Below are 25,604 nucleotides of genomic sequence, written 5' to 3'. Positions count from 1 at the left end.
TGGCCGAAGGCCAGTGTTCGGATGGCGACGGTTGCCGTTTCCTACTGTATTGCCGGAATACGCTGACTATCGATGGGGCTCTGACACTGTGAAGGTATGCCCTCCACGGGTATGTTTATTCTGGAGGTCCACTGTGACCAGCAAACTCATTGAATCACTGCGTGCCGACCTCTCGGCCCTCGAGCAGGCAGGTGCCGTCGGCAAGGTCACGTTGCGTGACTTCGAGGCGATCTGCCCGGCCCCGGTGCGGGCATTCAGCGCCCAGGACATCCGCCACCTGCGCGAAGCGCTGAACTTCAGCCAACCGGTGTTCGCCCTCCACCTGCATACCAGCGCATCGACGGTGCGCAAGTGGGAGCAGGGCGAAACACGCCCGGCCGGGCCTGCCTTGAAGCTACTGAACATCATCGCCGACAAGGGGCTGCAGGCCATCCTCTGAAGCAGGGTTGTCAGCCCAGCGCCTCGCGCAGCCGGTACCACAGCATGCCTAGCGCCAGCAGCGGCGAACGCAGTGCCTTGCCGCCGGGGAAGGTCAGGTGCGGCACCGCGCTGAACACGTCGAACTCTTGGCTGTGCTCGGTGGCGATGGCCTCGGCCAGCAGCTTCGCGGTCCAGTGGGTGACGTTCAGGCCATGCCCGGAGTAGCCCTGGGCATAGAACACGTTGGGGTGCTGGCCGAGCCGACCGACCTGGGGGAAACGGTTGGCGGTGATGCCGATCATGCCGCCCCACTGGTAGTCCAGGCGCACCTCGGCCAGTTGCGGGAATACCTTGAGCACCTTGGGCCGCATGTAGGCGCCGATGTCCTTGGGGTCGCGCCCGGAATAGTGACAGGCGCCGCCGAACAGCAGGCGGCGGTCGGCGGTCAGGCGGTAGTAGTCCAGCCCCACCTTCTGGTCGCACAGCGCCATGTTCTGCGGGATCAGCGTGCGCGCCAGGGCCTCGGGCAAGGGCTCGGTGGCCACCACATAGCTGCCGGCCGGCAGCACCTTGCCGCTCAGGCGCGGTTCCAGTTCGTCGAGGTGGGCGTTGCAACCCAGTATCAGGCTTTGAGCGCGGACCTTGCTCCGGGCGGTGTGCAGGGTCACCGTGCTGCCATGCTCGATGCGCAGCACCGGGCTGTGCTCGAAGATCCGCACACCCAGTCCGAAGGCGGCGCGGGCCTCGCCCTGGACCAGGTCGAGCGGGTGCAGGTGGCCCGAGCCCATGTCCACCAGGCCGCCGGCGTACAGGTCGCTGGCGACGATCTCGCGCATGCGTTCAGGGTTGACCAGACGGGTCTCGTGGCGATAGCCCAGTTCAGCCAGGTCGCGCTGCTCGTCTTCGAAGGCGGCGAACTGGGCGGGGGTGTTGGCCAGCTCGCAGAAGCCCCAGCGCAGGTCGCATTCGATGCCGTACTGCTCGATGCGATTGGCCACCAGGGCCACCGAATCGATGCCGGCCTGCTTGAGGTAGCGTACGCCGTCCTGGCCGACATGGCGGGCAAAGCCGGAAACGTCATGGCCGATGCCGCGGATCAGTTGGCCGCCGTTGCGCCCGCTGGCGCCCCAGCCGATGCGGCGGGCTTCCAGCAGGACCACCGAGAGGCCGCGCTCGGCCAGTTCCAGGGCGGCGTTGACCCCGGTCAGGCCGCCGCCGACCACGCAGACATCGGCCTGCAGGTCCTGGTCGAGCGCAGGATAGGTGGCCGCCAGGCGCGCCGAGGCGGCATAGTAGGAGGCGGTGTGTTCGTTCATCTGTGGCATGGGCGGGCTCGGCTCAGCGGTTGGACTTGATCTTGCTCCAGGAGCGGGTCATCTGCCGCAGGATCCCGGGGCTCTGCATGGTCGAGACATACAGGTTGTCCAGCACGTCCTGGGGCGGGTAGATCTCGGGGTTGTTCACCAGCGCCGGGTCCATGTCGGCCTTGGCATCCGGGTTGGCGTTGGCATAGCCGACCGTGGCGCTGACCTTGGCGATCACCTTGGGGTCGAGCAGGTAGTTGATGAAGGCCAGGGCCTGCTCGGGGTTCTTGGCGTCCTTGGGGATGGCCAGCAGGTCGAACCACAGGTTGCTGCCTTCCTTGGGAATGCTGTACAAGACCTTGACGCCATTGCCGGCCTCTTCAGCGCGGTGGGCGGCCTGCAGCACGTCGCCGGAATAGCCGAAGGCGATGCAGACATCGCCGTTGGCCAGGTCCGAGACGTACTTGGAGGAGTGGAAGTAAGTGATGTAGGGGCGCAGCTCCAGCAGGCGGGCCTCGGCCTTGCGGTAGTCGTCGGCCTTCTCGCTGCGCGGGTTCATGCCCAGGTAGTTGAGCATGGCCGGGAACAGTTCGTCCGGCGAGTCCATGAACGCCACGCCACACTGCTTGAGCTTCTTCAGGTTCTCGGCTTCGAACAGCACCGCCCAGGAATCGATCTTGTCGATGCCCAGCACCGCCTTGACCTTGTCGACGTTATAGCCGATGCCATTGGTGCCCCAAAGGTACGGCACGGCGTACTGGTTGCCCGGGTCGTTCTGCTCCAACTGCTTGAGCAGTTGCGGGTCCAGGTGCTGCCAGTTCGGCAGCTTGCTGCGGTCCAGCGGCAGGAACGCGCCGGCCTGGGCCTGGCGCGCGAGGAAATGGTTGGAGGGCACGACCACATCGTAGCCGGTGCGCCCGGCCAGCAGCTTGCCCTCCAGGGTCTCGTTGGAGTCGAACACGTCATAGACCACCTTGATCCCGCTGCTGGCCTGGAAATCGGCCAGGGTGGTGTCGCCGATGTAGTCGGTCCAGTTGTACACGCTGACCGTCGGCTGGGCCTGGACGGCGGCGCCGAACAGCAGGGCGAAGGTTGCGGGGATCAAAGCTTGCGGATGACGCATGTCGACACCTCGTTGGTCTTGTTCTTCGAATTCGGTGGTGTAGGGGCTGCTTTGCAGCCCATCGCCGGCAAGCCGGCTCCCGCAGAAATTGTGTTTCCGATGTGGGAGCTGGCTTGCCAGCGAAAGGGGTGCACAGCACCCCCAAGGCGGATCACACGCTGAGCAGCAGGAACTCCCGCTCCCACGAGCTGATCACCCGCTTGAAGTTCTCATGCTCGGCGCGCTTGACCGCGACGTAGCCCTGGACGAACTGCTGCCCCAGGTACTGCTGCACCTTCTCGCAGTCTTCCATGTGCTGCAGCGCATCTTCGATGGTGATCGGCAGGCGCAGGTTGCGTCGTTCGTAGGCGCGGCCTTGCACCGGGGCACTGGGTTCGAGCTTCTCGACCATGCCGATATAGCCGCACAACAGGCTTGCGGCGATGGCCAGGTAGGGGTTGGCGTCGGCGCCCGGCAGGCGGTTCTCCACGCGCATCGCCTCGGGGCTGGAGGTCGGCACGCGCAGCCCGGCGGTGCGGTTCTCCTCGCCCCACTCGACGTTCACCGGCGCCGAGGTGTCGGGCAGGAAACGACGGAACGAGTTGACGTTCGGGGCGAACATCGGCAGCAGCTTGGGGATGTATTTTTGCAGGCCGCCGATATGGTGCAGGAACAGCTCGCTCATGCTGCCGTCGTCATTGGCGAAGATCGGCTTGCCGGTGGCGATGTCGACCACGCTCTGGTGCAGGTGCATGGCGCTGCCCGGCTCGTCGGTGATCGGCTTGGCCATGAAGGTGGCGGTGACGTTGTGCTTGAGTGCCGCCTCGCGCAGGGTGCGCTTGAACACGGTGATCTGGTCGGCCAGGTCCAGGGCGTCGCCGTGGCGGAAGTTGATTTCCATCTGTGCCGGGCCGTCCTCGTGGATCAGCGTGTCCAGGTCCAGGCCCTGGATCTCGCACCAGTCGTAGACGTCCTCGAACAACGGGTCGAATTCGTTGGCGGCGTCGATGGAGAACGACTGACGGCCACTCTCGGCGCGGCCGGAACGGCCCAGTGGCACCTGCAAGGGCAGGTCCGGGTCTTCACAGCGTTGGGTCAGGTAGAACTCCATCTCCGGCGCGACGATCGGCTGCCAGCCCTTGTCGGCATACAGCTTCAGAACCTTCTTCAGCACGTTGCGCGGCGACAGCTCGATGGGGTTGCCCTGCTTGTCGAAGGTGTCGTGGATGACGATCGCGGTCGGTTCGATGGCCCAGGGAATCTGGTACACCGCCGTGGGGTCGGGGCGGCAGACCATGTCGATGTCGGCGGCGTCGAGCAGGCTGTAGTAGATGTCGTCATCGACGTAGTCGCCGGTGACGGTCTGCAGCAGCACGCTCTCGGGCAGGCGCATGCCGCGCTCGTGGAGAAACTTGGCGGTCGGGGCGATCTTGCCACGGGCGATGCCGGTCAGATCGCTGATCACGCATTCGACTTCGGTGATCCGGTGTTCTTTCAGCCAGGTGGATAGCTGATCGAAGGGGGCGTTCATACAAACCTCTTGGTTGGGTAGTTGTGGTGGGACGCAAGGCGTTCATCGCCGCAGGGCACTTCCCACAGGTGACGCTGAGGACTATCTTGGTCGCTGCCCCCCGGGGCGATCTATCCACTTTCTTCGGCAATCAATGCACCAAAAGAGTGCAACTAGGACAGCGCGTGACAACGCCAACCGCCTTGCAGGTCCAGGACTTCCGTACCACCGATGTGACCGAGCAGACCCGCGCCACCCCGGGCTGGCAGCAGCAGTACCGGCAGATGTCCCCCGGGCATTTCAACGGCCAGCTGCGCTGGCTGGGGCTCGATGGCGTCGAGGTGTACGAGGAGCGCCTGAACACCCGGGTCGAGCAGTTCTTCCGCGCCCCCAGCGGCGCCCTGGCGTTCTGCTTCGATCGCAGCGAGAACAGCCTGTACCTGCTCAACGAAGACAGTCGCAACATCTGGATTACCCCGGAGAACTACCAGGAAGTGGCGGTGGTGTTCGAGCAGCCGTTCCTGGCCAGCCATGGCCTCGACCTGGAGCGTCTGCGCGGCCTGTTCATGGTGCCGCTGACCTGCCAGCAGAATGCCCTGTTCGGCAACTGGCTGAGCGCCACCCTGACCCGGCTGGGCCAGGCCGATTGCCCGCTGGAGGGCAGGGCGTTGGCCGAGCAGCTGCTGGAGGACTGCCTGTTCATCCTCGACAACGCCGGGCAGCGCCTGCAGGGCGAGGCGCTCGGACGGCGCGACGAGGAGCGGGCGATCATGCGTCGGGTCAGCGAATGGGCCGCCGACTGCCCTGACGAAACCCTCAACCTGGTGGAGCTGGCCAAGGTCGCCGGGGTTTCCGTGCGCCAGTTGCAGCAGGCCTTCAAGGGCTTCACCAACCTGCCGCCGGCGCACTGGTTGCGCCTGCGGCGGCTGAACGGCGCGCGGCGCGACCTGCTGGCAGGTGACGCGACCGTGGCCGAGGTGGCCATGCGCTGGTCGTTCTGGCATTTGGGGCGGTTTTCCGAAAGCTACCGCCAGCTGTTCCGCGAGCTGCCCAGCGAGACGCTCAGGCGAGGCCGGGGAAACTAGGAGAGTGCGGCAAAACTTGCTAGGGTGCCCGCCGCAGTCCTTGGGAGCATCGGCATGGATACCGAGCGGGCACCACGTTTCACCTACCAGAAAGTCCACCGCTACCTGAGTGACTGGCTCGACGCCCGCACACCGGAGCTGGAGCATCGGTTGCCCTCGCTGCGCGATGTCGCCCGGCATCTGCAGGTCTCGCTGTCGACCAGTAAACAGGCGTTCGCCTTGCTGGAGGCCCAGGGCCGCATCCAGGCCCGGCCCAAGGTCGGCTACTTCAGCGTGATCCTGGCCTCGGTCGGGCAATTGCCCCCTTCGTTGAACCTGATCGACCGCCTGTACGCCAGTGCCCGGCAGCCGGGCATGCTGGCCCTTAGCAGCGACTCGCCGACCATGCTCGCGTCCCTCGAAGCGCCGCTGCTGGCAGTGGAGCGCGAGCTGCTGCGCCAGTTGCCCCGCGCCGATGCGCCACCGTTCTCGCCCTGTGGCGAACCGGCGCTGCGTGAGGCCCTGGCACGCTACTACAGCCGGAGCGTCGATGATCACTGGCAGGCCGACCAAGTGTTCATCGGCGCCGACTGGCGTAGCGTGTTCGAACTGGCCGTGCGCACGCTTTTGCCACCAGGCGCCTGGGTGTTGGTCGAGTCGCCTTGCTCCTGGCTGGTCCTGCGCCTGCTGCAAACGGCAGGGCTGAATATTGTCGAGGCGCCACTCGGCGCGGACGGCCGCTTCGATCTGGAGGCGATGGCGCGGCTGCTGGCAGGGAAGCCCGTGCAGGCAGTGGTGTTGTCATCGACCGTGAACATTCCCCAGGGCGGCGTTATGCCGGTCGAGGACAAGCAGCGTTTGTGCGCGCTGCTGGCCGAACATCAGGTGTGGCTGTTCGAAAATGACAGCTACGGCGCGTTGTGCGACGACCCGGCGCGCTCATGCTATCGCGAGCATGCCGATCCCCAGCGTCTGTTGGTGCTGGCCGGTTTCGACAAGTGCATTGGCGCCGAGGCGCCGTTCGGCTACCTGTTGTGCCGTGGCGCTGCGGGTAACCTGGCGGCGGCGTTTCTGGCCCAGGGCTTTCGCCTGCCCAGCTATCGTCAGCAGGCCGTCGCCCGCCTGCTGGTTTCCGGGCGCCTGGCGCGACACCAGGCGCAACTGATCCGGCACCTGGCGCATAGCCGACAGCGCATGGCGCAGTTGCTGCAGCGCCACGCCGCCGATTGCCTGCGCCTGAGCATGCCGGTGGCGGGCGCCACGTTCTGGCTGCAGGCCATGCGCCCCGTGGACATTCAGGCCGTCTGCGAGCAGTTGCTGGAGCAGGGCATCGTCATCGTGCCGGGCACGGTGTTCAGCCAGGCCGGACACTGGCGCGATCACCTGCGGCTGAGTTTCACCGTCGACTGGCAGCAGGATATCGAGGGAGCGCTGGTATCGCTGGCCCAGGCGATCCGTCGGGCGCCTCAGCAGCCATAGCAATGCTCGCGCTCGGGGAACTCGCCCTGGCGCACTTCGTTGGCGTAGCGCGCGCAGGCAGCCCGAACCACCGCCGTCACGTCGGCATACTGCTTGACGAACCTCGGCTTGCGCGGCCCACCCAGCCCCAGCAAGTCTTCGGTCACCAGGATCTGGCCATCGCAGGCCGGGGAGGCGCCGATGCCGATGCACGGTTGCCGGCTTTTCTCGCTGATACGCCGGGCCAGCGGCTCGGCCACGCCTTCGAGCAGCAGGCCGAAAGCACCGGCGGCCAGGTTGGCGCGGGCGTCCTCAAGAATGATCGCGGCGCTGTGCTCGGTGAGTCCCTGGGCCTTGTAGCCACCCAGCACATTGACGAACTGCGGCATCAGGCCGATGTGGGCCATGACCGGGATGCCCCGGTCGACCAGAAACGCCACGGTGGCGGCCAACGTCCGGTTGCTCTCCAGCTTCACGGCGTCACAGCCGGTGGCGGACAGGACCTGGGCGCAGTTGCGCAACGCCTGCTCGGGGGATTCCTGGTAGCTGCCGAACGGCATGTCGGCGATCACGCAGGCATGTTGGGTGCAGTCGACCACGGCGCGGGTATGGCTGATGGTCTCCTCCAGGCGCATGGCCAGGGTGGAGCGCCGGCCGTAGGCGACCATGGCGGTCGAATCACCGACCAGGATGAAGTCCACCAGAGGGTCTATCAGGCGCGCGATCGGAGCGCTGTAGGCGGTCAGGGCGACGATCTTCTGCCGGCCCTTCATGGCGGCAAGATCAGGGACGGTCAGGCGGTGGCTGGTGGTTTGGGAGCTCATTGGTACCTCCGGAGTGCTGGGGAGGTGCTCGATTATTCGTTCGCGTGGCGGGGATTCAAGATACAGACTCGGGCTGATTTGCAGCCCAGCCCTGTGTAGGAGCGACCTTGCCGAGGCGTCGGACCGGCCGCTCCTACACAGGGATTGCGCAGGGTTTGAGGCAGAGGATCAGTTGCGATCCAGCCACACCGTCTGGGCGTTGGTGAACTCGCGCACGCCGAAGTGCGACAGTTCACGGCCGAACCCGCTCTTCTTCACGCCGCCGAAGGCCACGCGAGGGTCGGAGGCGCAGTAGCCGTTGATGAACACGCCGCCAGTGTCCAAGGCTGCGGTCATGCGCTCGGCCAGGGCGTAGTCGGCGGTGTAGATGGTCGCGGCCAGGCCGAACTCGCTGTCGTTGGCCAGCTCCACCGCGTGCTCGGCGTCACGAGCGCTGATGATCGCCGCCACCGGGCCGAACAGTTCCTGCTTGAAGGCGGTCATGTCCGGAGTGACGTTGGCGAACACCGTCGGCGCGTAGAAGTTGCCCACGCCTTCGATCTTGTTGCCGCCCAGCAGCAAGGTGGCGCCTTCGGCCAGGGTCGCCTGGACCTGGCCGTCGAGCTCATCGCGCAGGTCGTAGCGGGCCATCGGGCCGATATAGGTGGCGTCGTCCAGCGGGTTGCCCACGGTCAGCGCGCGGGTGGCCGCGACGAACTTCTCGGTGAACGCCTCGACGATGCTTTGCTCGACGATCAGGCGCTTGGCGGCGGCGCAGACCTGTCCGGTGTTCTGGTAGCGGCCGATCACGGCGGCCTTGACCGCTGCATCGAGGTCGGCGTCGGCCAGCACGATGAACGGGTCGGAACCGCCCAGTTCGAGCACGCACTTCTTCAGCGCGGCGCCGGCCTGCGCGCCGATGGCCATGCCGGCGCGCACGCTGCCGGTAAGGGTGATGGCGGCGATGCGCGGGTCGTTGATGGCGCGGGTGACGCCTTCGGGGGTGACGTTGAGCACCTCGAACACGCCTTCAGGCAGGCCGGCGCGCTTGAACAGGTCGGCCAGCAGGTAGGCGCTGCCCATCACGTTGGGTGCATGCTTGAGCACATAGGTGTTGCCCGCCAGCAGTGCCGGCACGGCGCCGCGCAGCACCTGCCAGACCGGGAAGTTCCACGGCATCACGGCGAGGATCGGGCCCAGCGGGCGGTATTCGATACGGGCCTTTTCAATCTGGGTCGGCTCTGGCGCCAGCATGGCCGGGCCGTGTTCGGCGTACCACTGGCACAGGCCGACACACTTGCTGACTTCGCCGCGGGCCTGGCTGATCGGCTTGCCGATTTCGCGGGCGATCATCTGGGCAAAGGCTTCGGCGTTGGCCTGCAGGGCCTGCCCGAGCGCGACCAGGTACTCGCTGCGCTGACCCAGCGACACTTTGCGCCACTGGTTGTAGCCCGCCTTGGCGCGTTGCAGCGCCGCGTCCAGTGCGGCGTCGGTGTCGAAGGCGTAGTGGCCGATCCGTTCGCCGCTGTAGGGGTCGACGGAGATGGCGTGGGTCAGGCTGCTGATCTCGCTCATGGCAGGACTCTCATTGTTTTGATCGGGTAAGCCCAGACTAGGGGTAGCGTGCTTTAATGAAAACTGAATAATAATGAGTGAAATATTCACGTTTGGAGAATGACCGTGGACCTGGTGCAACTCGAGATGTTCAAGGCCGTGGCCGAGCACGGCAGCATCAGCGCCGCCGCCCAGCAGATCCATCGGGTGCCGTCGAACCTGACCACCCGCATCAAGCAGCTGGAGGAGGACCTGGGCGTCGAGCTGTTCATCCGCGAGAAAAGCCGCCTGCGCCTGTCGCCGGCCGGCTGGAATTTTCTCGAGTACACCCGGCGCATCCTCGACCTGGTGCACGAGGCGCGGCTGACCGTGGCGGGCGAGGATCCCCAGGGCACCTTCGCCCTGGGTTCGCTGGAAAGCACGGCGGCGGTGCGCATCCCGGCCTTGCTGGCGGCGTACAACCAGCGCTACCCCAAGGTCGACCTGGACCTCTCCACCGGCCCGTCGGGGACCATGCTCGAAGGGGTATTGTCTGGACGCTTGGTGGCGGCCTTCGTCGATGGTCCGGTGCTGCACCCGACGCTCGAGGGCATGCCGGTGTTCGAAGAGGAGATGATGGTCATCGCGCCGCTCAACCATCCGCCGGTCACCCGCGCGCGCGATGTGAACGGTTCGAGCATCTACGCGTTTCGCGCCAACTGCTCGTACCGCCACCATTTCGAGAGCTGGTTCGTGCATGACCAGGCGGTTCCGGGCAAGATCCACGAGATGGAGTCGTACCACGGCATGCTCGCCTGCGTCAGCGCTGGCGCGGGCCTGGCAATGATGCCGCGCAGCATGCTCGACAACATGCCGGGGTGCAGCACGGTAAGCGCCTGGCCGATGGCCGAGGACTTCCGCTACCTGAAGACCTGGCTGGTGTGGCGGCGGGGCACGGTGTCGCGCAGCCTGAGCATGTTCATCAAGCTGCTGGAGGAGCGTCGTGAGCTGCCCACGCCCTGACGGACTAACGGTGCGCCGGAATGCGAACCCCAGCCTCGGAAAATCCTCCAAATGGTGTAGACCATCCCCCAAGTGGGAGGAATGCACCATGCGTACCCATCATTACGGCCTGTGCGCGGCGCTGTTGCTGGCCTTGGCCATGCCCTGGACATTGGCGGCGGCCGCCGACCTGAACGCGCCCATTGATCCGCAGGGCGTGCAGCTGCAACCCCAGGAGCAGAACGGCATCCGCTACCTGCAAGGCGGTATCGGCCAGGACGAGGCCAATGCCCTGCGCCGCACGCCCGGCTATGACCTGCATATCACCCTGTCGACGGGAGCGGACGGCAAGTTCCAGAGCGGCGCCGCGCTGGACATCCAGTCGGCCCAGGGCCAATCGGTGCTGGCGCTGCAGGACGTCGGGCCGCTGATCTTCGTGCAGTTGCCTGCGGGGCACTACCGGGTGATCGGCAATGCCGATGGCCGGACCGTGCAGCAGCAGGTGACGGTGGACGGCAAGGCGCCGGCGCGGGTCGATCTCAACTGGCGCTGAGGGCGCGATCGCGGGGCAAGCCCGCTCCCACGAGGGCGGTGGAGGGGCGTCATGCATCTTCAGGACGGCCTGCAGGCTCTGGATGAGCTGGGTTACGCCGTCATACCCAAGGTGCTCGATCCCGTGCAGATCGCGCTGCTACGCTGCGCCATTGACGACCTGCAGCCAATCCACTGGGACTACCAGGGCCTGTTGGAGCACTACAAGTGTGTTTTCAACCGTGATCCGCTGTGGCTGCCGTTTCTCGACCTGCCGGCGCTGATCGAACTGGCCGAGGCGGCACTGGGCAGCGATTGCCACATCATCGGCCAGACCGCCTGGCGCAGTCACCCCGGCTATCCGGGCATGGGCCTGCACCTCGATCACCTGTCATTCGAACTGCCAGGCGACGCGGGCTTCACGCAGCCCGCGCAGATCCTCACGGCGCAGCTATACCTCTGCGATATCGACGAGGCGATAGGGCCGACCTGGATCGTGCCCGGCAGCCATCGCTCCGGGCGCCACCCCGGCGAGGGTGAACAGGCCTGGCAAGGGCAGGGCGCGGTGGCAGTGCTGTGCCGGGCCGGTGATGCGCTGGTGTTTCGCAGCGATGTCTGGCACCGCGGCGGCGCCAACCGCAGCGTCGGGCAGGTGCGCGACATGCTCCAGGTGCACTATGGCCGGCGTATGGTGGCGCAGAAGTTCTCGCCCTACCTGCACTGGCAGTTCAACCCGCAGGTGCTGGCCCAGGCCACGCCCCGCCAGCGCCGGTTGCTGGGCGAGCACGAGGAGGCGGAATACGACTGAACCCTTGAATGGAACGCAGTGTCCTTAGCCAATAGTGGCAAATCACTTTCCACTATCGGAATATTCGGACAATAATCGAGGAAGTATTACCACTTGTAACCCGGTTGGATGTGCCGGGTTGCTGGTGCAGAACGAGGGGCGCAGCCCCCACTTGCCCGCAGGTACGCGCCAGGTCGCGGGCCTGCCCGTGAAGACCATCAGGAGAAGTCATTTGATGAAGACCCGTCTCGCCACTACGTTGGCTGCCGCCGTGCTGGCATTCGCCGGCGCCAACCTGGCCCAGGCCGCCCAGGTATCCGGTGCCGTGGGCGCCACTGGCCAGGGCGACATGACCTACCGTATCGGGATGTCATTCGACTGGGACAAGAAATGGCTGGAAAGCAGCACCGGCCACCTGACCGGTTACTGGGACGCGGCCTACACCTACTGGGAAGGTGGCGAGGCCAGTGGCGCCCACTCGCTGTCGTTCAGCCCGGTGTTCGTCTACGAGTTCAGTGGTTTCACCTACACCCCGTTCATCGAGGCCGGCATTGGCCTGGCGGCATTTTCCAAGACCGACGTGGGCGACCAGCGCATGGGCTCGGCGCTGAACTTTGAGGACCGGATCGGCTTCGGCCTGAAGTTGCCAGCGGAGCAGAAGATCGGCATTCGCGCCATGCACTATTCCAACGCCGGGCTTAAGCAGCCCAACGACGGGATCGAGTCGTACTCGCTGTTCTACAGCAAAGGCTTCTGAACCGGGCAAGCCCGCTCCCGCAGCGTGGGGGCGGGCTTTAGTCGTTTAACGCACGGCCTTGATCGCCAGTACATTGCACAGCGGGTGCTCCAGCACATGCGCCGTGGTACCACCGAGAAACGCCTGCAAGGCATCGTGCCGGTGGTTGCCCATGACGATCACATCGACCCGGTGGGCGGCGATGTACTGGGTGATCGCCTTGACCGCCGGCCCTTCGAGGAAGTGGCGACGCTCCAGGTCGATCTGGTAGTGGTCGCCCAGGCGGTTGAACGCCGTGCGCTGGGCCGTGCGCACGCTGGTGTCGAACCCTGGCATGGTCACGGTGCCAGCGCCGAAGTCGGCGATATGGGTCCTGGCCGCATCGCATACATGCAACAGGTGCAGCTCGGCGTTGCACTGCAGGGCCAGGGCGTGGGCGCTGCGGATCACCTGGTCGTCCAGGTGCTCGCCGCTGCCATGGCTGTTGAGGTCGACCGCCGCGGCGATCTGCCGGGGCAGGGGCAGGCGGATGTCGCTGACCAGGTGCACCGCCACCGGGCTGTCCTTGAGCAGTTGCCAGTCCAGCGGGGTGACCAGCAGGCGCTTGAGGATGGGTTCGTGCTGCACGTCCTTGACCAGCAGGTCGCAGCCCAGGCGCTCGGCCTGCTCCAGCACGCTGCCCAGCGGGTCGCGGGTCAGCAGCAGTTCGGTGGAGACATCCAGGCCGGCCGTGCGCAACTGTTCGGCCTCGTCGGCCAGCCACTGGCGGTTGTCCTCGAGCAGGCGCTCGCGTTCGCGGCCGTCGCTCATCAGGCCGAAGGTGTCGATATCGTCGACGAAGACATTGAGATCCAGCAGGGCCCCGCTGGATTCGGCCAGCGCTGCGGCGCGCTGCAGGGCAGGCGTGTGGCGCATCTGCGGGCCGAGCATGACCAACAATCGCTTGAACTGGCTCATCTCACACCTCCACGTGTGGCAGCCCCCTGTTCAGTCTAGACCCGCCGCCGGTGAAATCCCGTGGAGCGACGGCGGGTCGTCTTTCAGTGCGGCGCGCGCGGGATGGTCTTGAGCAGGTCTTCCGGGCTGATGTGCCCGACCACCTGGGCCACCGCGCTGCCCGGGGTCGGCAGGTCGATGATATGGCTCTTCATCTTGCCGATCACATGCATCTCGCAAGGCTTGCAGTCGAACTTCAGGGTCAGCACCTCGTCACCCTGGATCAGCTGCATCGGCGCCACCTTGGTGCGCACGCCGGTCACGCCCTTGGCCTGCTTGGGGCACAGGTTGAAGGAGAAGCGCAGGCAGTGCTTGGTGATCATCACCGGCACTTCGCCGTGCTCTTCATGGGCCTCGTAGGCGGCGTCGATCAGTTGCACGCCGTGGCGGTGGTAGAAGTCGCGGGCCTTCTGGTTGTAGACGTTGGCCAGGAACGACAGGTGCGACTCGGGGTACACCGGCGGTGGCGTGGTCTCGGCCTTGCGTCCGCCCCGTGGGTGCGCCTTGACCCGTGCTGCGGTCAGCGCCTCGATGGCTTCGCGGCGCAGGGCCTTGAGCTGCGAGTTGGGGATGAAGTACGCCTGCGGGGCATCGAGCTCGATGGCCGTGGCGTGGTACATCGTGGTGCCCAGCTGGCCAAGCAGGTCGTGCAGTTGGTCCAGGGCCTGCTGTGGCTTGTTGGCGGCACCGAACGGCCCGTCGAGGGCCACCTGCACACTGACACCCTCTTCACTGCTGAGGGTGAGCATCAGGCGTTGTTCGCGCAGCACCGCATGCCACTCGACACCGACCCGGCGCTCGGCGGAGGTGCGCTGCAGTGCCTGCTGCCAGTTGTGGTCGAGGTTGCGCGACAGCGGGTGGTTGGGGCGCAGCTTGTACAGGCCCTCGGGCATCTCGTTGGGTTCGACGCGGTAGCGGTAGCGCTTCTGGCCGTCCTCTTCGGATTCGCTTTTCAGCTCGGCGATGTTGGCACGGAAACCCACGACTTCACGCTTGACCAGCACATTGAGGCCGTCGCCGTTGGTCAGCGGGACATCGGTGGCCACCAGCAGGTCGCGCTTGCCGACTTTCTCCACCACGCCCACCGGCAGGCCGGTGAAGGTGGGGGAGTCGAAGGCGCCGATGTCGATCTTGCGATCGCTGACGAAGTAGTCGGTGCTGCCGCGGTGGAAGGTCTTGTCCGGATCCGGCACGAAGAAGTGCTCGGTACGACCGCTGGAGGCGCGGGCCAGTTCGGGACGATCCTCGAGGATGGCATCGAGTTCCTTGCGGTAGTGGGCGGTGATGTTCTTCACATAGCCCACGTCCTTGTAGCGGCCCTCGATCTTGAACGAGCGCACACCGGCATCGACCAGGTCGCGCAGGTTGGCGGTCTGGTTGTTGTCCTTCATCGACAGCAGGTGCTTCTCGAAAGCCACCACGCGGCCCTGGTCGTCCTTGAGGGTGTACGGCAGGCGGCAGGCCTGGGAGCAGTCGCCGCGGTTGGCGCTGCGCCCGGTCTGGGCGTGGGAAATGTTGCACTGGCCGGAGAAGGCCACGCACAGCGCGCCGTGGATGAAGAACTCGATGGCTGCGTCGGTCTCGGCGGCAATGCTGCGGATCTGCTGCAGGTTCAGCTCGCGGGCCAGCACCAGCTGGGAGAACCCGGCCTGGTCGAGGAACTTGGCCCGCTCCAGGGTGCGGATGTCGGTCTGGGTGCTGGCGTGCAGCTCGATCGGCGGGATATCCAGCTCCATCACCCCCAGGTCCTGCACGATCAGCGCATCGACACCGGCGTCGTACAGCTGGTGGATCAGCTTGCGCGCAGGCTCCAGCTCGTTGTCGTGGAGGATGGTGTTGATGGTGGTGAAGACGCGGGCGTGGTAGCGGCGGGCGAACTCCACCAGCTCGGCGATATCGCTGACTTCGTTGCAGGCGTTGTGGCGCGCGCCGAAGCTCGGGCCGCCGATGTAGATGGCGTCGGCGCCGTGCAGGATCGCCTCGCGGGCGATGCTCACGTCACGGGCAGGGCTGAGCAGTTCCAGGTGGTGCTTTGGAAGGGACATGTCGTTATAGGTTCGGGCTGTCACGGTAAGGCGGGCATTGTAGCGGTGAAATGGGGTGGCGGCACCTTTAACTGATGAAGCTGCGTGGCCAGGGGGCGTGTTGCAGGGGGCACCTGGCAATTCTGTCAGTGTTGCCCACTGCGGGTCGCTGGTAACGTCAAGCGATATTGATCAGCTAGGAGGACGCCATGGCTCACACACATCTGAGCAGGACCGACAGACAGCAGTCAGTCCTTGGCGAAACCAGGGCCTACCCACCCTATGGGGCATCGAGCCTGTTAACCGGGGCTCGGCTGGCCTATTGCGGGCAGTTGCGCGAGCCCGTGACAGGTACCTATCACCTGGGAAACGGGCATCGGGTTTTCAATCCGCTGATCATGCGCTTCTCCTCACCCGACCGCTTGAGTCCGTTCGGCAAGGGGGGTATGAATACGTACGTCTATTGCCAAGGGGATCCTATCAATTATCAAGATCCCAGCGGGCGAACCCTCAGCAGGAGTGAATACAAGTCGGCAACTAACACCCTGAGTGCATTTGCGGCGGGGGTAGGGGCAGCCGACCTCTTCGGCCATATTAAACAACGAGCTGCGATGTCCGAGTACATCGACCTTCGTGAGGAATTAATAAAACTCGGTGTGCCTGAGCGTGAGCTAGGGGCGCCTGTCAGGTTTTGGGATAAGAGGAAGCAAGAAGCCACGATAGTTACCGATGGTGCTGCTGCAGGGGTTGTTGTAGCTGCTCTGTTTTTTCAAGATTTGGACAGCCGGCCAGAAGCAGTTCACGAACCCGATTTACTCAGGGCTCGAGACATTTTGATACCGCTCGCCGCGCTCGCGACGATGGTCGCTTCCAAAATCACCAACAATGTCCTTGGCGTTAACAAAAGGGATTTCGTTGCGCTGGCAGAAGGTTTGCAAAAGAAAAAGGACGATTATTACAACCCTTCTCTTTTAGGAAGGGCTGGAAATCTTGAGTTGAGTGAGCTTGGCAGGGGGGTTCGAGAAGCGTAGTGATAAAGTATGTCGCCACGGCCCTGGCGTCAGACGACCCATTGGCCGTGGACACATTAGGCCTTCTCAGCCCTTGGCCGCCATCGCGGTCACTTCCACGCGCATCCCCTCGAACGCCAGCGAAGCCACGCCCACCGCCGCGCGCACTGGCCACGGTTTTTTGAAAAACCGCTGGTACACCGCGTTGAACGCCGCCCGGTCGGCCATGTCGGTCAGGTAGATGGTCAGGTGCAGCACCCGGTCCATCGAGCTGCCGGCGCGTTCCAGGGCGACCTTGAGCGCCTGCAGGGTGCATTCGCACTGGGTGGTGATGTCGCCCAGCTCGAGGCTGCCGTCGGCCTGCACGGGGACCTGGGTGCTGACCAGGATGCCGTTGTATTCGGCAACGTCCGAGGAGATCGAGTCGGCGTCCGGGTCGGGGGTGTAGATGATGTCGCTGTTAGCCATGGGTTTTCGCCTTGCAACGGAAGGAAACCGCCAAGCCTACGCGAGCGGGTCGGGCAGGTCGAGGCGGGCGGCCGGTCGCGGGCATTTGAAATGCGCGGCGCGGGCGGTCAGAATCGCGCCCCGACCCGGCCACAGGCGCCGGGCCCAGGTTGTCAGAAGAGGCTTGCGTTGAACGAACACACATTGTCCATGCGTCTGGAGCGGGTGGCCGCCCATGTGCCGGCCGGGGCGTGCCTGGCCGACATCGGCTCGGACCATGGCTACCTGCCGGTGGCGCTGGTGCGCCGCGGTGCGATTGTCGCGGCGGTGGCCGGCGAGGTGGCGCTCACGCCCTGCGAGGCTGCACGGCGCACCGTGCGCGAGAACGGCCTGGAGGATCGCATCACGGTGCGTCATGCCAGTGGCCTGGCGGCCATCGAGCCGGGTGATGGCGTCACCGCGATCAGTATCTGCGGCATGGGCGGCGAGACCATTCGCGACATTCTCGAGGCCGGCAAGCAGCACCTGGGCGGCCATGAGCGCCTGGTCCTGCAACCCAACGGCGGCGAGCCTGCAGTGCGCCAGTGGTTGATGGACAACGGCTACCGGATCGTCGGCGAGGAAGTGCTGCGGGAAAACCGCTTCGACTACGAGATCATCGTCGCCGAACGTGCCGAGGCGGTAGCCTACACAGCCGAGCAGCTGTACTTCGGCCCGCTGCTGATGCAGGTACGCAGCCCGGCTTTCCTGTTCAAGTGGCAGCGAATGCTGCGCCAGAAGCAGCAGAGCCTGGACAACTTCGCCCGGGCACGCCAGCCGGTGCCCGAGGACAAGGTGCGCGACATCACCCGCCAGGCCGGTTGGATCCGCGAGCTGCTGGCCTGAGCCCATTCATTTCGGGTTGACCACGCTGGCGGGCACCTTCAGCACCAACATGCCACCGAAGACAATGGCCACGGCCAGCACCTGCAGGGCCAGCCCCGGGTTGGCGGTGCTGTCGCGCATCCAGCCGATCAGGTAGGGCGCGGCGAACGAGGCGATGCTGCCGAACGAGCTGATCATGGCGATGCCGGCGGCCTGGGTGTCACTTGCGAGGAACGCCGGCGGCAGTTGCCAGAACATCGGCAGGGCGGCGCTGGCGCCCATGCCGGCGATCACCAGCCCAGTCATCACCAGCAGGGCATTGCCCGGCGCCGAGCCAGCCAGGGCGATGCCGGCGGCGGCCATCAACAGCGGCACGCACAGGTGCCAGCGGCGTTCGCGCTGGCGGTCCGAGGAGCGCCCGCAACCGAGCATGAACAGACACCCGGCCAGATAGGGAATGGCGCTGAGCAGGCCGACCTGGCCATCGCTGCCGATGCCGGCGCCATGGATCAGGCTGGGCATCCAGAAGGCCAGGGTGTTGACCGCCAGCATCACCGCGCAATACACCGCCACCAGCAGCCAGACCTGCGCGTTGCCGAGCAGACCGGCCAGCGAACTGATGGGTTTGTGTCGCTCCTCGCCGTCGATCTCCTCGCGCAGCGCCCGTTTTTGCCCGGCATCGAGCCAGGCGACCTGTTCGAAGCTGTCCGGCAGGCACTTGAGCACCACCAGTCCGAGCAGCACCACCGGCAGGCCCTCGATCAGGAACATCCATTGCCAGCCGCGCAGGCCGCCCTGGTCGTGGAAGGCCTGGAGAATGCCGCCGGACAACGGCCCGCCGACCACGCCAGCCAAAGGCACGGCAATGGCGAACAGCGCGGTGATCTGGGCGCGGCGGCGCGCCGGGTACCAGCGGTTGAGCACCACGAGGATGCCGGGGAAGAAACCCGCTTCGGCCACCCCCAGCAGAAACCGCAGGGCATAGAAGCCGGCGGCGTCCTGCACCCACATCATGCCGGTGGACAGCAGCCCCCAGACCACCATCAGGGTGGCGATCCAGCGCCGCGGCCCGACCCGTTCCAGGGCCAGGTTGCTGGGCACGCCGAACAGCGCGTAGGCGATGAAGAACAGGCCGGCGCCCAGGCCGTAGACCGTGTCGGAAAAGCCCAGGTCGGCGCTCATCTGCATCTTGGCGAAGCCGATATTGATGCGATCCAGATGGGCGAACAGATAGCACACCAGCAGCAGCGGCATCAGCCGCCAGGTGATGCGGACATGGGTGGCGTCGCAGGCGCGCACGGGCGTGGCCGTGGAGGTATCGATCGTATTCATGGTCCGGGACGTTCTTGTTGTTGTCCCGGCAGATCATGCGGCGGTGTCGTGGGCGGGCAAATGCACTTTCAGCAAGATGGCTGGTATTTTTCCCAGGGTTTACAGCTGCGAGCAATTGCCCATCTGGCGGTAGTCGACTTCGCGGGTCTGGCCCTGGTGGTCGACGTAGACCATGTGCGCGGTGCCCACCTGGCAGTCGGCGTCGTTGCTGGCCGGGGTGATCGAGATGACCTTGGCGATGTCCAGCGGCATGCCGTATTCGTAGGTGCTGGCGGTGGTGTCGGCCAGTGCGCCAAACGAGGCGAGGGTGGCGCTCAGGGCGAGCAGGGCGATCGAACGTTTCATGACAGGCTCCTCATTCATTGCGGATAGCTAATGATCCATTCATTTGTGTTTCACAATAAATGGGCTATCCCGTGATAGATTGCTGCCTTTCATGTATGAATGAGGCTGCCTGCCCATGGACATGCTGCATGCGATGCGAACCTTCGCCCGAGTAGTGGAGTGCGGCAGCTTCGCCGCGGCGGCCCAGGCCCTGGACATCTCTGCGGCGCAGGTGTCGCGGATCGTCGCGGAGCTGGAGAACCAGCTGCAGACCCGCCTGCTGCACCGCACCACCCGGCGCCTGCGCATGAGCGAGGCGGGGGAGCGGTTTCTAGAGCGCACCCGGCAGATCATGCTGCTTACCGAGGAGGCGGTGGACGAGGCCCGTGGCGCCCATCTCACGCCCCGCGGCCACCTGCGTTTTCATTGCACCCATGGCCTGGGATTGCTGATGATGCCGCTGGTGGCCCGCTACAACGCCACCTGCCCGGAAGTGGTGATGGAACTGACCCTGTCGCAGCGCAACCCCGACCCGCTGGCCGAGGGGCACGATGTGGTGATCACCATCGGCCAGGGGCTGCCGGACTCGCAACTGATCGCCATCCCGCTGGGCAGCATCCACAGCATCCTCTGTGCCTCCCCGGAGTACCTGGCCCGCCACGGCGTGCCCGAGCGACCTGAGGATTTGCACCAGCACATCTGCCTGCGCACGGTCGACCCGCTGTTCGAGGAGGACTGGTCGTTCGAGGGCCAGCCCGACAGCTGTGTGATCGTGCCCCAGGACACCTTCCTCACCAACGTCGCCGACGCCATGCTCAAGGCTACCGAACTGGGCATGGGCGTGGGATTGCTGCCGTACTACTCGGCGAGCCAGGCCATGGAGGAAGGGCGCCTGTGCCGGCTGCTGGCGCCGCACCGGCTGCGCCAGCGGGAGATCTACGCGATCTACCCGTCGCGGCATTACCTGGACGCCAAGGTGCGCACCTGGCTGGATTTTCTCAAGGAACAACTGCCGCTGCTGTTTGCCGAGCATCAACGGGTGGCGGATGACTGTCGGTACTGGCGATAAGCTACCTATGACGCAACTGCGTTCGTAGCGCCTGGAGCAAACGGTCAGGTCGGCTTCTTGTGGACCTCAACAGTAGAACGGGCACCTGGTATTTTTGTCAGTTCGATTTTCGGCAGGACAGTGATAGCGTCGGATTGAGCGTTTCACTGCCAAAGGAACTGCGATGATTGCCACTCACCTGGCTGTTACCGATGGCCAACGATCCGAGCTGGGTGGTATCGGCCTGGCTCGGGCCTATACCCCTTATGGGGCTATCAGGGTGTCGTCCGCGACGAGGCTGGCTTATTGCGGGCAGGTATGTGACTTGCTGACGGGGGCTTATCCTCTGGGAAATGGGCATCGAACCTACAATCCTTTGTTGATGCGCTTTCACTCAGCTGACCTATTGAGCCCTTTTGGGGCAGGCGGGATCAATGCGTATGCATACTGCCAGGGAGATCCGATGAACTTCCAGGATCTGCAAGGTAGAGCGCCCATTCGTAATGGAACCTCCAGTATTTCCGGTTCTACTGAGAGTTCTGTGGACGGTATTACGTCCGTAGTGATGGCGGCTGTGGGGGTGGCGGGTGCGGCCAGGACGAAAGATCATATCGACCAGATACTCAGCGCCAGCACCGTTGAAGAAAAACGCCAGACCTTGATTGAACAGGGGCATGCATCTCTGGCGGATGAGCCCGTCTCAGCAAAGGAAATAACCGCACACGCGGTCGGCGCTGGAACCAGTGTGCTGTCGGCTGCTTATGGCGTGGTCGCAGGTGCTTACCTCAATACCTCGGATGCCGGGCGTGACCCGTTCATGGGGGTGTACCTTCTTGGGGGTGCCATTTTTGTCACCGTGATGTCCGTGATGATTGATCGTAGGTTCTACAACCAGAGGAAAAACCTGGTGATTCGGGCGGACAAGTTGCAGAAACGAATAGATAATCCGTCAAAATACCTGCGTAAACAAAGATCCAAAAACGCAATGGCAGGGGTGGCTGATGGCATGGTGAGTGCTGCCGCAGATGCAGTGAGGCAGCAGGATCAGACCAGACCACGTAGCGCGTCTTTTTGACGCGGGAAGTTTCACCCATTCATACCTGCGTAGCCCGTGCAATACCTGGTGGCACGATAAACCTTACAGTTCCGCTCTCATACGAGATCGCTGAAGGCGACTCATCGGCTGTCCTGATCCTCGGCACTCCCGCCAGACGCCCCGGCCCCGGAGCCTGTGGCTTCACCCGTACTGTTGGAGCCTCCGGCAGCGCCGTCGGCGGCATCGGAATCGCTGCCGGTGTCACTGCTGTCGTTGTCCTTGCTGCCACCGGGGTTGTTGACGCTGCCGCCGTCACCAGCGGTCTTGCCCTGGTCTGTTGAGCGTTTGGTGTGACTGCCGTCACCATTCATGTCGGTCGCGGCAAGGCTGAGGGTGGCGCCGCCACCGAGCAGCAGGGCCAGCATCAAGGCGAGGGGGCGTGGATAGACCATGATGAATCTCCTGTAGGATGACCTGTCATGGTTGGGCCGCCACGGTGATGCCAAGGTGCCCGTCAAGCGACGGGCGGTCCTTGGCGCGGGCCTTCAGTGGGCGTCGGTGCGCGGGGCCTGCTGGCCGTGCGTGGTGTCCATCGCTTCCAGCGTCGGGTGCTCCTGGGCCGCGTGCATCAGGTCCTCGGTGACCCGCAGTTCCGCGCCGGTCGGCGAGAAAGTCGCGGTCGGCGCGAACGGCGCCGGGTGCTCCGGTGCCGGGCGCTTGCCACGACGCCAGAGGAAGAATCCGACCATGACCAGGTTGATCACCGCGAAGGCCCAGAACAGCCCAGCCTCGCCGTAAGCGGTCATCATCGGCGAAATGGCCAGCGGCGCCATGGCCGAGCCCAGCGAGTTGATCAGCAGCAGCCCCTGGATCATTGGTACCAGCGCATCGGCGGGGGCGCGGTCGGCGGCGCTGCTGACGGCCACCGGATACAGCGCGAACACGCCGCCACCGAGCAGGAACAGCAGCGCCGGCAGCAGTACGGTGTCGACCGGCAGCAGCACGATCAGCACCGACAGCACGGTGCACAGGGCGGCCAGGGCGATCAGCACGTCCTGGCGGTCCTTGCGGTCCGACCAGCGCCCGACCGGGTACTGCAGCAGCATGGCGCCGAGAATGACCCAGGCCATCATGTCGCCGACCTTGCCCACATCCAGGCCGATGCGCTGCAGGTACAGCGGCAGCAGGGCGTAGATGCCAGCGATGGCGACCCCCGAGCCGAAGCAGCCGACCAGCCCGGTCGGCGCCACGCCCAGCAGTTGCCGCGGCTTGAGCGGCTCGACCTGGTCCAGCAGCGGCGATACCCGCGGCAGGATCACGATCGGCAGCACCGACAGCGTGGCGAGCATGCCGGCGACCATGAACGGCGCGGTCTCGCCCCAGCCGGTAACCTCGCCCAGGCCGGCCTGGGCGATCACCCCGGCGCCGTAGAAGGCGATCATGTACAGCGCCAGCAGGCGCCCGCGGATCTTGGCGTCACCGGCCAGCAGCAGCCAGCTTTCGATCACCAGGAACACCCCGACCGCGGCCCAGCCGTTGATCAGCCGCAGCACGAACCACCAGGTGGTGTCGTAGAACAGGCCCTGCAGCAGGATGGTCGCGCCGATCAGCGCGGCGAAGCTGCTGTAGGCGCGGATATGGCCAATGCGCAGGATCAGGCGGTCATTGAAGATCGCCCCCAGGGTCAGGCCGATGAAGTAGGCCGAGGACACCACGCCGATAGTGGTCGCCGATTCGCCGGCGGCGCCCAGGCGCAGGGTGGTCAGGGAAGACAGCACGCCATTGCCCAGGGCAATGATGAACAGGCCGAGCAGGGGTGCCAGCGCCATCGCCAGCAAACGCACAGACATAGTTACCTCAAGGTTGAAAAGAGCTCAGATGCGCCTTTTCGGCTGCACGGGCCGGGTCGTGGCGGCGTGCAGTGCGGCCTGGGCGGGCTGCGACCTTGGCAAGACTCAACCGCAGACCTGATAGAGGCAGGTCGGGCGGGGGCGGTTGAGCCTGTGGCACATGCGCGATGTGATGAGGCACGGACGCTGTCTTTGCGGGCGGTTGCCACCGGCTGGGGCGACGGGCGAAAAGGAGGCGGGATTTTAAGGCCTGTGCAGGATTTGCCAAGTAGGAAAAGGCTGCGACGAGTGGCCGCAGGGGCGTCAGCCCGCCTTGTGCGCCGCCAGCAGCAGGGATTGTGGCACCTGGCTCTGCGGATGTTGCGGTTCCTGCAATTCCAGCAGGCTGAACCCGGCCAGTTCCAGCGCCTTCAGCCAACTGCCCAGGGTGCGGAAGTACCAGGGCATGGGGCGCCAGTCACCGGCGAAACCGGCAAATGATTCCTCGCGCCAGCCATCCTGGTAGTGGCCGGCCGCCGCCGTCCAGGGGTGCAGGGTCTGGATCAGCAGCGTGCCGCCGGGCAGCAGCGAGGTCCGCATGGCGCATAGCAGGGGGATGATGTCCTGTTGCAACAGGGCGAAGTTGGCGCACACCAGGTCATAGTTCTGGCCGATGTCCACCGCGCCTTCGGCCAGTTGCTGGTAGCTGGCCAGGTGTACCTGCGATGAGCCTGCCGAGTGCGCGGCGGCGATCAGCGTCGCATCGCCATCCACGCCGACCGCGTCGATGCCCCGTGCCGCCAGGGCCCGCAGCAACCAACCCTCGCCGCAGCCCAGGTCAAGCACCCGCGCAGGCTGACGGCCCAGTACGGCCAACAGTATCGCCTGGTCGGTGACCTCGCGTCGGGAGGCGATTGCTCCGGAGCGTACGGCTTCGATCCAGGCCTGGGCGTTGTGCTGCCAGCTGTCCAGCAGGGGATCGGTGGTGGGCATGCTTGGGTCCGATAAGGGCGGGTGGTTCCAGCATAGGTCAGTCTTGTGTCCGGGGCCCTTTGCTCTGCACACTGGCGCACCTGCGAAGGAGCATGGCATGGCACTTGCGAAAGCGGATTTCACCACGCGCCTGCTGGTCGATGCCGGTATCGGCCCTGGCATGCGCGTGCTCGACGTTGGATGCGGCAGCGGCGATGTGAGCTGGCTGCTGGCCCGGCTGGTGGATGGCGATGGCGCGGTGGTAGGCGTTGACCAGGCGGCTGATGCCCTGGAGCTTGCACGTAAGCGTGAGACACCCAAGGGCGCGGCGATACCTGAGTTCGTCCAGGCTGACCTGCAGGCACTGCCCGAGTCCCTGGGGTTGTTCGACGCCATCGTCGGGCGTCGGGTGCTGATGTACCAGGCGGAGCCGGTCAAGGCCCTGCGCCTGTTGGCCCGGCACCTGCTGCCCGGTGGACTGATGGTGTTCCAGGAGCACGACGGCAGTCTCACCCCGGCCAGCCTGGAACCCTTCCCGCTGCATCGCAAGGCCCAGCAGTGGCTGCAACGCATGCTGGCCCATGAGGGGGCCGACCTGCACATCGGTTTCAACCTGCATCGGCTGTTCAGCGAGGCGGGACTGGCGGTCGAGGACCTGCGGGCCGAAGGCCTGGTGCAGACGCCCGACAGCGCCTATCCCCTGGCCGATATCATTCGCGCCTGCCTGCCGCGGATCATCGGCCATGGCGTGGCTACGGCCAGGCAGGTCGGGATCGATACGCTGCACGCGCGGCTGGAGGCCGAGCGGCTTCAGTCGCGGGGCATCTACATAGGCGACATGGCCTTTGGCATCTGTGCGCGCAAGCGCTGAACAACGTGTTTTTTTGATCAAGGAGGTATCGGATGGCGCAGTACACCGCACAAGTGACCTGGAATCGTGACGGGCAGGATTTTCTCGGTAACCGCTACAGCAGGCGGCATTTGTGGCGTTTTGATGGTGGGGTGGAGGTGCCGGGCTCGTCCTCGCCCCATGTGGTGCCTTTGCCGATGTCGGATGCCTCGGCGGTGGACCCGGAGGAGGCGTTTGTCGCGGCGTTGTCGAGTTGCCATATGCTGTGGTTCCTTTCCCTGGCGGCCAAGCAGCGGTTTTGTGTCGAGCGGTATGTTGATGATGCCCTGGGGGAAATGGCGCTTGATGGGGCTGGGCGGATGGCCATGACCGTGGTGACCTTGCGGCCTTTGGTTGAATTTTCCGGGGAGCGGCGGCCTAGTTTTGAGCAACTGGAGCGGTTGCATCATCTGGCGCATGAAGAGTGTTTTATTGCTAATTCGGTGAAGACTGAAGTGCGGTGTGAGCCGGTGGTTTCTGGGTGAGGTTTTGTTGGTGTGGTTTATGTGTTGGCGTTGATTGTTGATTGTTGATTGTTGATTGTTGATTGTTGATTGTTGATTGTTTTGATAGATGTATGCGC

The 25,604-nt window shown here is 65.0% G+C and carries 26 protein-coding genes; 13 read left to right on the top strand and 13 right to left on the bottom strand.

Translation table 11 applies throughout. From position 1 onward, the window contains the following. Nucleotides 1-133 precede the first annotated feature (133 nt). Entirely contained in the window at nucleotides 134-439 is a 306-nt protein-coding gene (locus HU751_RS21560; RefSeq protein WP_186714127.1) for a helix-turn-helix domain-containing protein, read from the top strand. A gap of 10 nt (nucleotides 440-449) precedes the next feature. On the opposite strand, the gene HU751_RS21555 is transcribed toward HU751_RS21560, so the two are convergent. From HU751_RS21555 to HU751_RS21545, 3 genes are all read right to left on the bottom strand, one after another. Then, nucleotides 450-1,745, bottom strand: coding sequence for an NAD(P)/FAD-dependent oxidoreductase (locus HU751_RS21555; RefSeq protein WP_186733196.1), 1,296 nt, complete (start codon nucleotides 1,743-1,745; stop codon nucleotides 450-452). A gap of 13 nt (nucleotides 1,746-1,758) precedes the next feature. Next, nucleotides 1,759-2,847, bottom strand: coding sequence for a polyamine ABC transporter substrate-binding protein (locus HU751_RS21550; protein ID WP_186733197.1), 1,089 nt, complete (start codon nucleotides 2,845-2,847; stop codon nucleotides 1,759-1,761). A gap of 151 nt (nucleotides 2,848-2,998) precedes the next feature. Continuing rightward, nucleotides 2,999-4,357, bottom strand: coding sequence for a glutamine synthetase family protein (locus HU751_RS21545; RefSeq protein WP_186714130.1), 1,359 nt, complete (start codon nucleotides 4,355-4,357; stop codon nucleotides 2,999-3,001). A gap of 164 nt (nucleotides 4,358-4,521) precedes the next feature. Between HU751_RS21545 and HU751_RS21540 the strand changes: the two genes are divergently transcribed. Further along, nucleotides 4,522-5,421 carry a helix-turn-helix domain-containing protein gene (locus tag HU751_RS21540; RefSeq protein ID WP_186714131.1) on the top strand — a complete coding sequence of 300 codons (900 nt, stop codon included), beginning with the start codon at nucleotides 4,522-4,524 and terminating at the stop codon, nucleotides 5,419-5,421. 54 nt (nucleotides 5,422-5,475) lie between these two features. After that, complete coding sequence (locus tag HU751_RS21535) at nucleotides 5,476-6,879, top strand: aminotransferase-like domain-containing protein (protein WP_186733198.1); 1,404 nt, start codon at nucleotides 5,476-5,478, stop codon at nucleotides 6,877-6,879. Here the strand turns inward: HU751_RS21535 and panB are convergent. Then, the gene (panB, locus tag HU751_RS21530) at nucleotides 6,867-7,682 is read right to left on the bottom strand and encodes a 3-methyl-2-oxobutanoate hydroxymethyltransferase (RefSeq protein ID WP_186733199.1); all 816 of its coding nucleotides are present in this window, start codon (nucleotides 7,680-7,682) and stop codon (nucleotides 6,867-6,869) included. The two genes, HU751_RS21535 and panB, sit on opposite strands and share 13 nt — an antisense overlap. 168 nt (nucleotides 7,683-7,850) lie before the next feature. Next, a complete protein-coding gene (locus tag HU751_RS21525) occupies nucleotides 7,851-9,236 on the bottom strand; it encodes an aldehyde dehydrogenase family protein (protein WP_186733200.1) in 1,386 nt (461 codons plus the stop codon). 105 nt (nucleotides 9,237-9,341) lie between these two features. Here HU751_RS21525 and ptrR point away from each other — a divergent pair, with 105 nt between their 5' ends. From ptrR to HU751_RS21505, 4 genes are all read left to right on the top strand, one after another. Next, nucleotides 9,342-10,217: a putrescine utilization regulator PtrR gene (ptrR, locus tag HU751_RS21520; protein ID WP_186733201.1), complete on the top strand. Its 876-nt coding sequence runs from the start codon at nucleotides 9,342-9,344 to the stop codon at nucleotides 10,215-10,217. An 88-nt stretch (nucleotides 10,218-10,305) separates the two neighbouring features. Further along, nucleotides 10,306-10,749: a hypothetical protein gene (locus HU751_RS21515; RefSeq protein WP_050705600.1), complete on the top strand. Its 444-nt coding sequence runs from the start codon at nucleotides 10,306-10,308 to the stop codon at nucleotides 10,747-10,749. 51 nt (nucleotides 10,750-10,800) lie between these two features. After that, a complete protein-coding gene (locus tag HU751_RS21510) occupies nucleotides 10,801-11,535 on the top strand; it encodes a phytanoyl-CoA dioxygenase family protein (RefSeq protein ID WP_186733202.1) in 735 nt (244 codons plus the stop codon). Nucleotides 11,536-11,749: 214 nt separating this feature from the next. Further along, complete coding sequence (locus tag HU751_RS21505; RefSeq protein ID WP_186733203.1) at nucleotides 11,750-12,271, top strand: acyloxyacyl hydrolase; 522 nt, start codon at nucleotides 11,750-11,752, stop codon at nucleotides 12,269-12,271. 45 nt (nucleotides 12,272-12,316) lie between these two features. Here the strand turns inward: HU751_RS21505 and HU751_RS21500 are convergent, their stop codons facing one another. After that, nucleotides 12,317-13,207 carry a universal stress protein gene (locus HU751_RS21500; RefSeq protein ID WP_186733204.1) on the bottom strand — a complete coding sequence of 297 codons (891 nt, stop codon included), beginning with the start codon at nucleotides 13,205-13,207 and terminating at the stop codon, nucleotides 12,317-12,319. A gap of 83 nt (nucleotides 13,208-13,290) precedes the next feature. Then, complete coding sequence (locus tag HU751_RS21495; protein WP_186714138.1) at nucleotides 13,291-15,291, bottom strand: peptidase U32 family protein; 2,001 nt, start codon at nucleotides 15,289-15,291, stop codon at nucleotides 13,291-13,293. A 188-nt stretch (nucleotides 15,292-15,479) separates the two neighbouring features. Between HU751_RS21495 and HU751_RS21490 the strand changes: the two genes are divergently transcribed. Next, nucleotides 15,480-16,301, top strand: coding sequence for an RHS repeat-associated core domain-containing protein (locus tag HU751_RS21490; protein ID WP_186733205.1), 822 nt, complete (start codon nucleotides 15,480-15,482; stop codon nucleotides 16,299-16,301). Between the two features lie 66 nt (nucleotides 16,302-16,367). Here HU751_RS21490 and HU751_RS21485 read toward each other — a convergent pair whose 3' ends face one another. Next, nucleotides 16,368-16,748 (bottom strand): RidA family protein, encoded by a 381-nt coding sequence (locus tag HU751_RS21485; RefSeq protein WP_186733206.1) that lies wholly within the window; start codon nucleotides 16,746-16,748, stop codon nucleotides 16,368-16,370. Between the two features lie 168 nt (nucleotides 16,749-16,916). On the opposite strand from HU751_RS21485, the gene HU751_RS21480 reads away from it, so the two are divergent. Beyond that, nucleotides 16,917-17,612, top strand: a complete 696-nt coding sequence (locus tag HU751_RS21480) for a tRNA (adenine(22)-N(1))-methyltransferase (RefSeq protein WP_302469094.1) — start codon at nucleotides 16,917-16,919, stop codon at nucleotides 17,610-17,612. A 6-nt stretch (nucleotides 17,613-17,618) separates the two neighbouring features. Here HU751_RS21480 and HU751_RS21475 read toward each other — a convergent pair whose 3' ends face one another. Beyond that, the gene (locus tag HU751_RS21475) at nucleotides 17,619-18,923 is read right to left on the bottom strand and encodes an MFS transporter (RefSeq protein ID WP_186733208.1); all 1,305 of its coding nucleotides are present in this window, start codon (nucleotides 18,921-18,923) and stop codon (nucleotides 17,619-17,621) included. Nucleotides 18,924-19,022: 99 nt separating this feature from the next. Further along, nucleotides 19,023-19,268 carry a DUF2790 domain-containing protein gene (locus HU751_RS21470; protein WP_110738166.1) on the bottom strand — a complete coding sequence of 82 codons (246 nt, stop codon included), beginning with the start codon at nucleotides 19,266-19,268 and terminating at the stop codon, nucleotides 19,023-19,025. A gap of 115 nt (nucleotides 19,269-19,383) precedes the next feature. Between HU751_RS21470 and HU751_RS21465 the strand changes: the two genes are divergently transcribed. Together HU751_RS21465 and HU751_RS21460 are read left to right on the top strand one after the other, a co-directional pair. After that, the gene (locus HU751_RS21465; RefSeq protein ID WP_186733209.1) at nucleotides 19,384-20,316 is read left to right on the top strand and encodes a LysR family transcriptional regulator; all 933 of its coding nucleotides are present in this window, start codon (nucleotides 19,384-19,386) and stop codon (nucleotides 20,314-20,316) included. Nucleotides 20,317-20,479: 163 nt separating this feature from the next. Beyond that, the gene (locus HU751_RS21460) at nucleotides 20,480-21,370 is read left to right on the top strand and encodes an RHS repeat-associated core domain-containing protein (protein ID WP_186733210.1); all 891 of its coding nucleotides are present in this window, start codon (nucleotides 20,480-20,482) and stop codon (nucleotides 21,368-21,370) included. Between the two features lie 101 nt (nucleotides 21,371-21,471). Here HU751_RS21460 and HU751_RS21455 read toward each other — a convergent pair whose 3' ends face one another. The 3 genes from HU751_RS21455 to HU751_RS21445 all read right to left on the bottom strand — a co-directional run bounded on the left by HU751_RS21455 (nucleotide 21,472) and on the right by HU751_RS21445 (nucleotide 24,153). Next, nucleotides 21,472-21,783, bottom strand: coding sequence for a hypothetical protein (locus HU751_RS21455; RefSeq protein WP_186733211.1), 312 nt, complete (start codon nucleotides 21,781-21,783; stop codon nucleotides 21,472-21,474). 93 nt (nucleotides 21,784-21,876) lie between these two features. After that, the gene (locus HU751_RS21450) at nucleotides 21,877-23,181 is read right to left on the bottom strand and encodes an MFS transporter (RefSeq protein ID WP_186733212.1); all 1,305 of its coding nucleotides are present in this window, start codon (nucleotides 23,179-23,181) and stop codon (nucleotides 21,877-21,879) included. Between the two features lie 303 nt (nucleotides 23,182-23,484). Continuing rightward, a complete protein-coding gene (locus HU751_RS21445) occupies nucleotides 23,485-24,153 on the bottom strand; it encodes a class I SAM-dependent methyltransferase (protein ID WP_186733213.1) in 669 nt (222 codons plus the stop codon). Between the two features lie 97 nt (nucleotides 24,154-24,250). Between HU751_RS21445 and HU751_RS21440 the strand changes: the two genes are divergently transcribed. Both HU751_RS21440 and HU751_RS21435 read left to right on the top strand, forming a co-directional pair. Further along, nucleotides 24,251-25,003: a methyltransferase domain-containing protein gene (locus HU751_RS21440; RefSeq protein WP_186733214.1), complete on the top strand. Its 753-nt coding sequence runs from the start codon at nucleotides 24,251-24,253 to the stop codon at nucleotides 25,001-25,003. A 32-nt stretch (nucleotides 25,004-25,035) separates the two neighbouring features. Next, entirely contained in the window at nucleotides 25,036-25,506 is a 471-nt protein-coding gene (locus HU751_RS21435) for an OsmC family protein (RefSeq protein WP_186733215.1), read from the top strand. Nucleotides 25,507-25,604: the final 98 nt, after the last annotated feature.

Source organism: Pseudomonas peradeniyensis (assembly GCF_014268935.2).
Lineage (GTDB): Bacteria > Pseudomonadota > Gammaproteobacteria > Pseudomonadales > Pseudomonadaceae > Aquipseudomonas > Aquipseudomonas peradeniyensis.
This window is presented reverse-complemented; position numbering and strand designations above follow the sequence as displayed.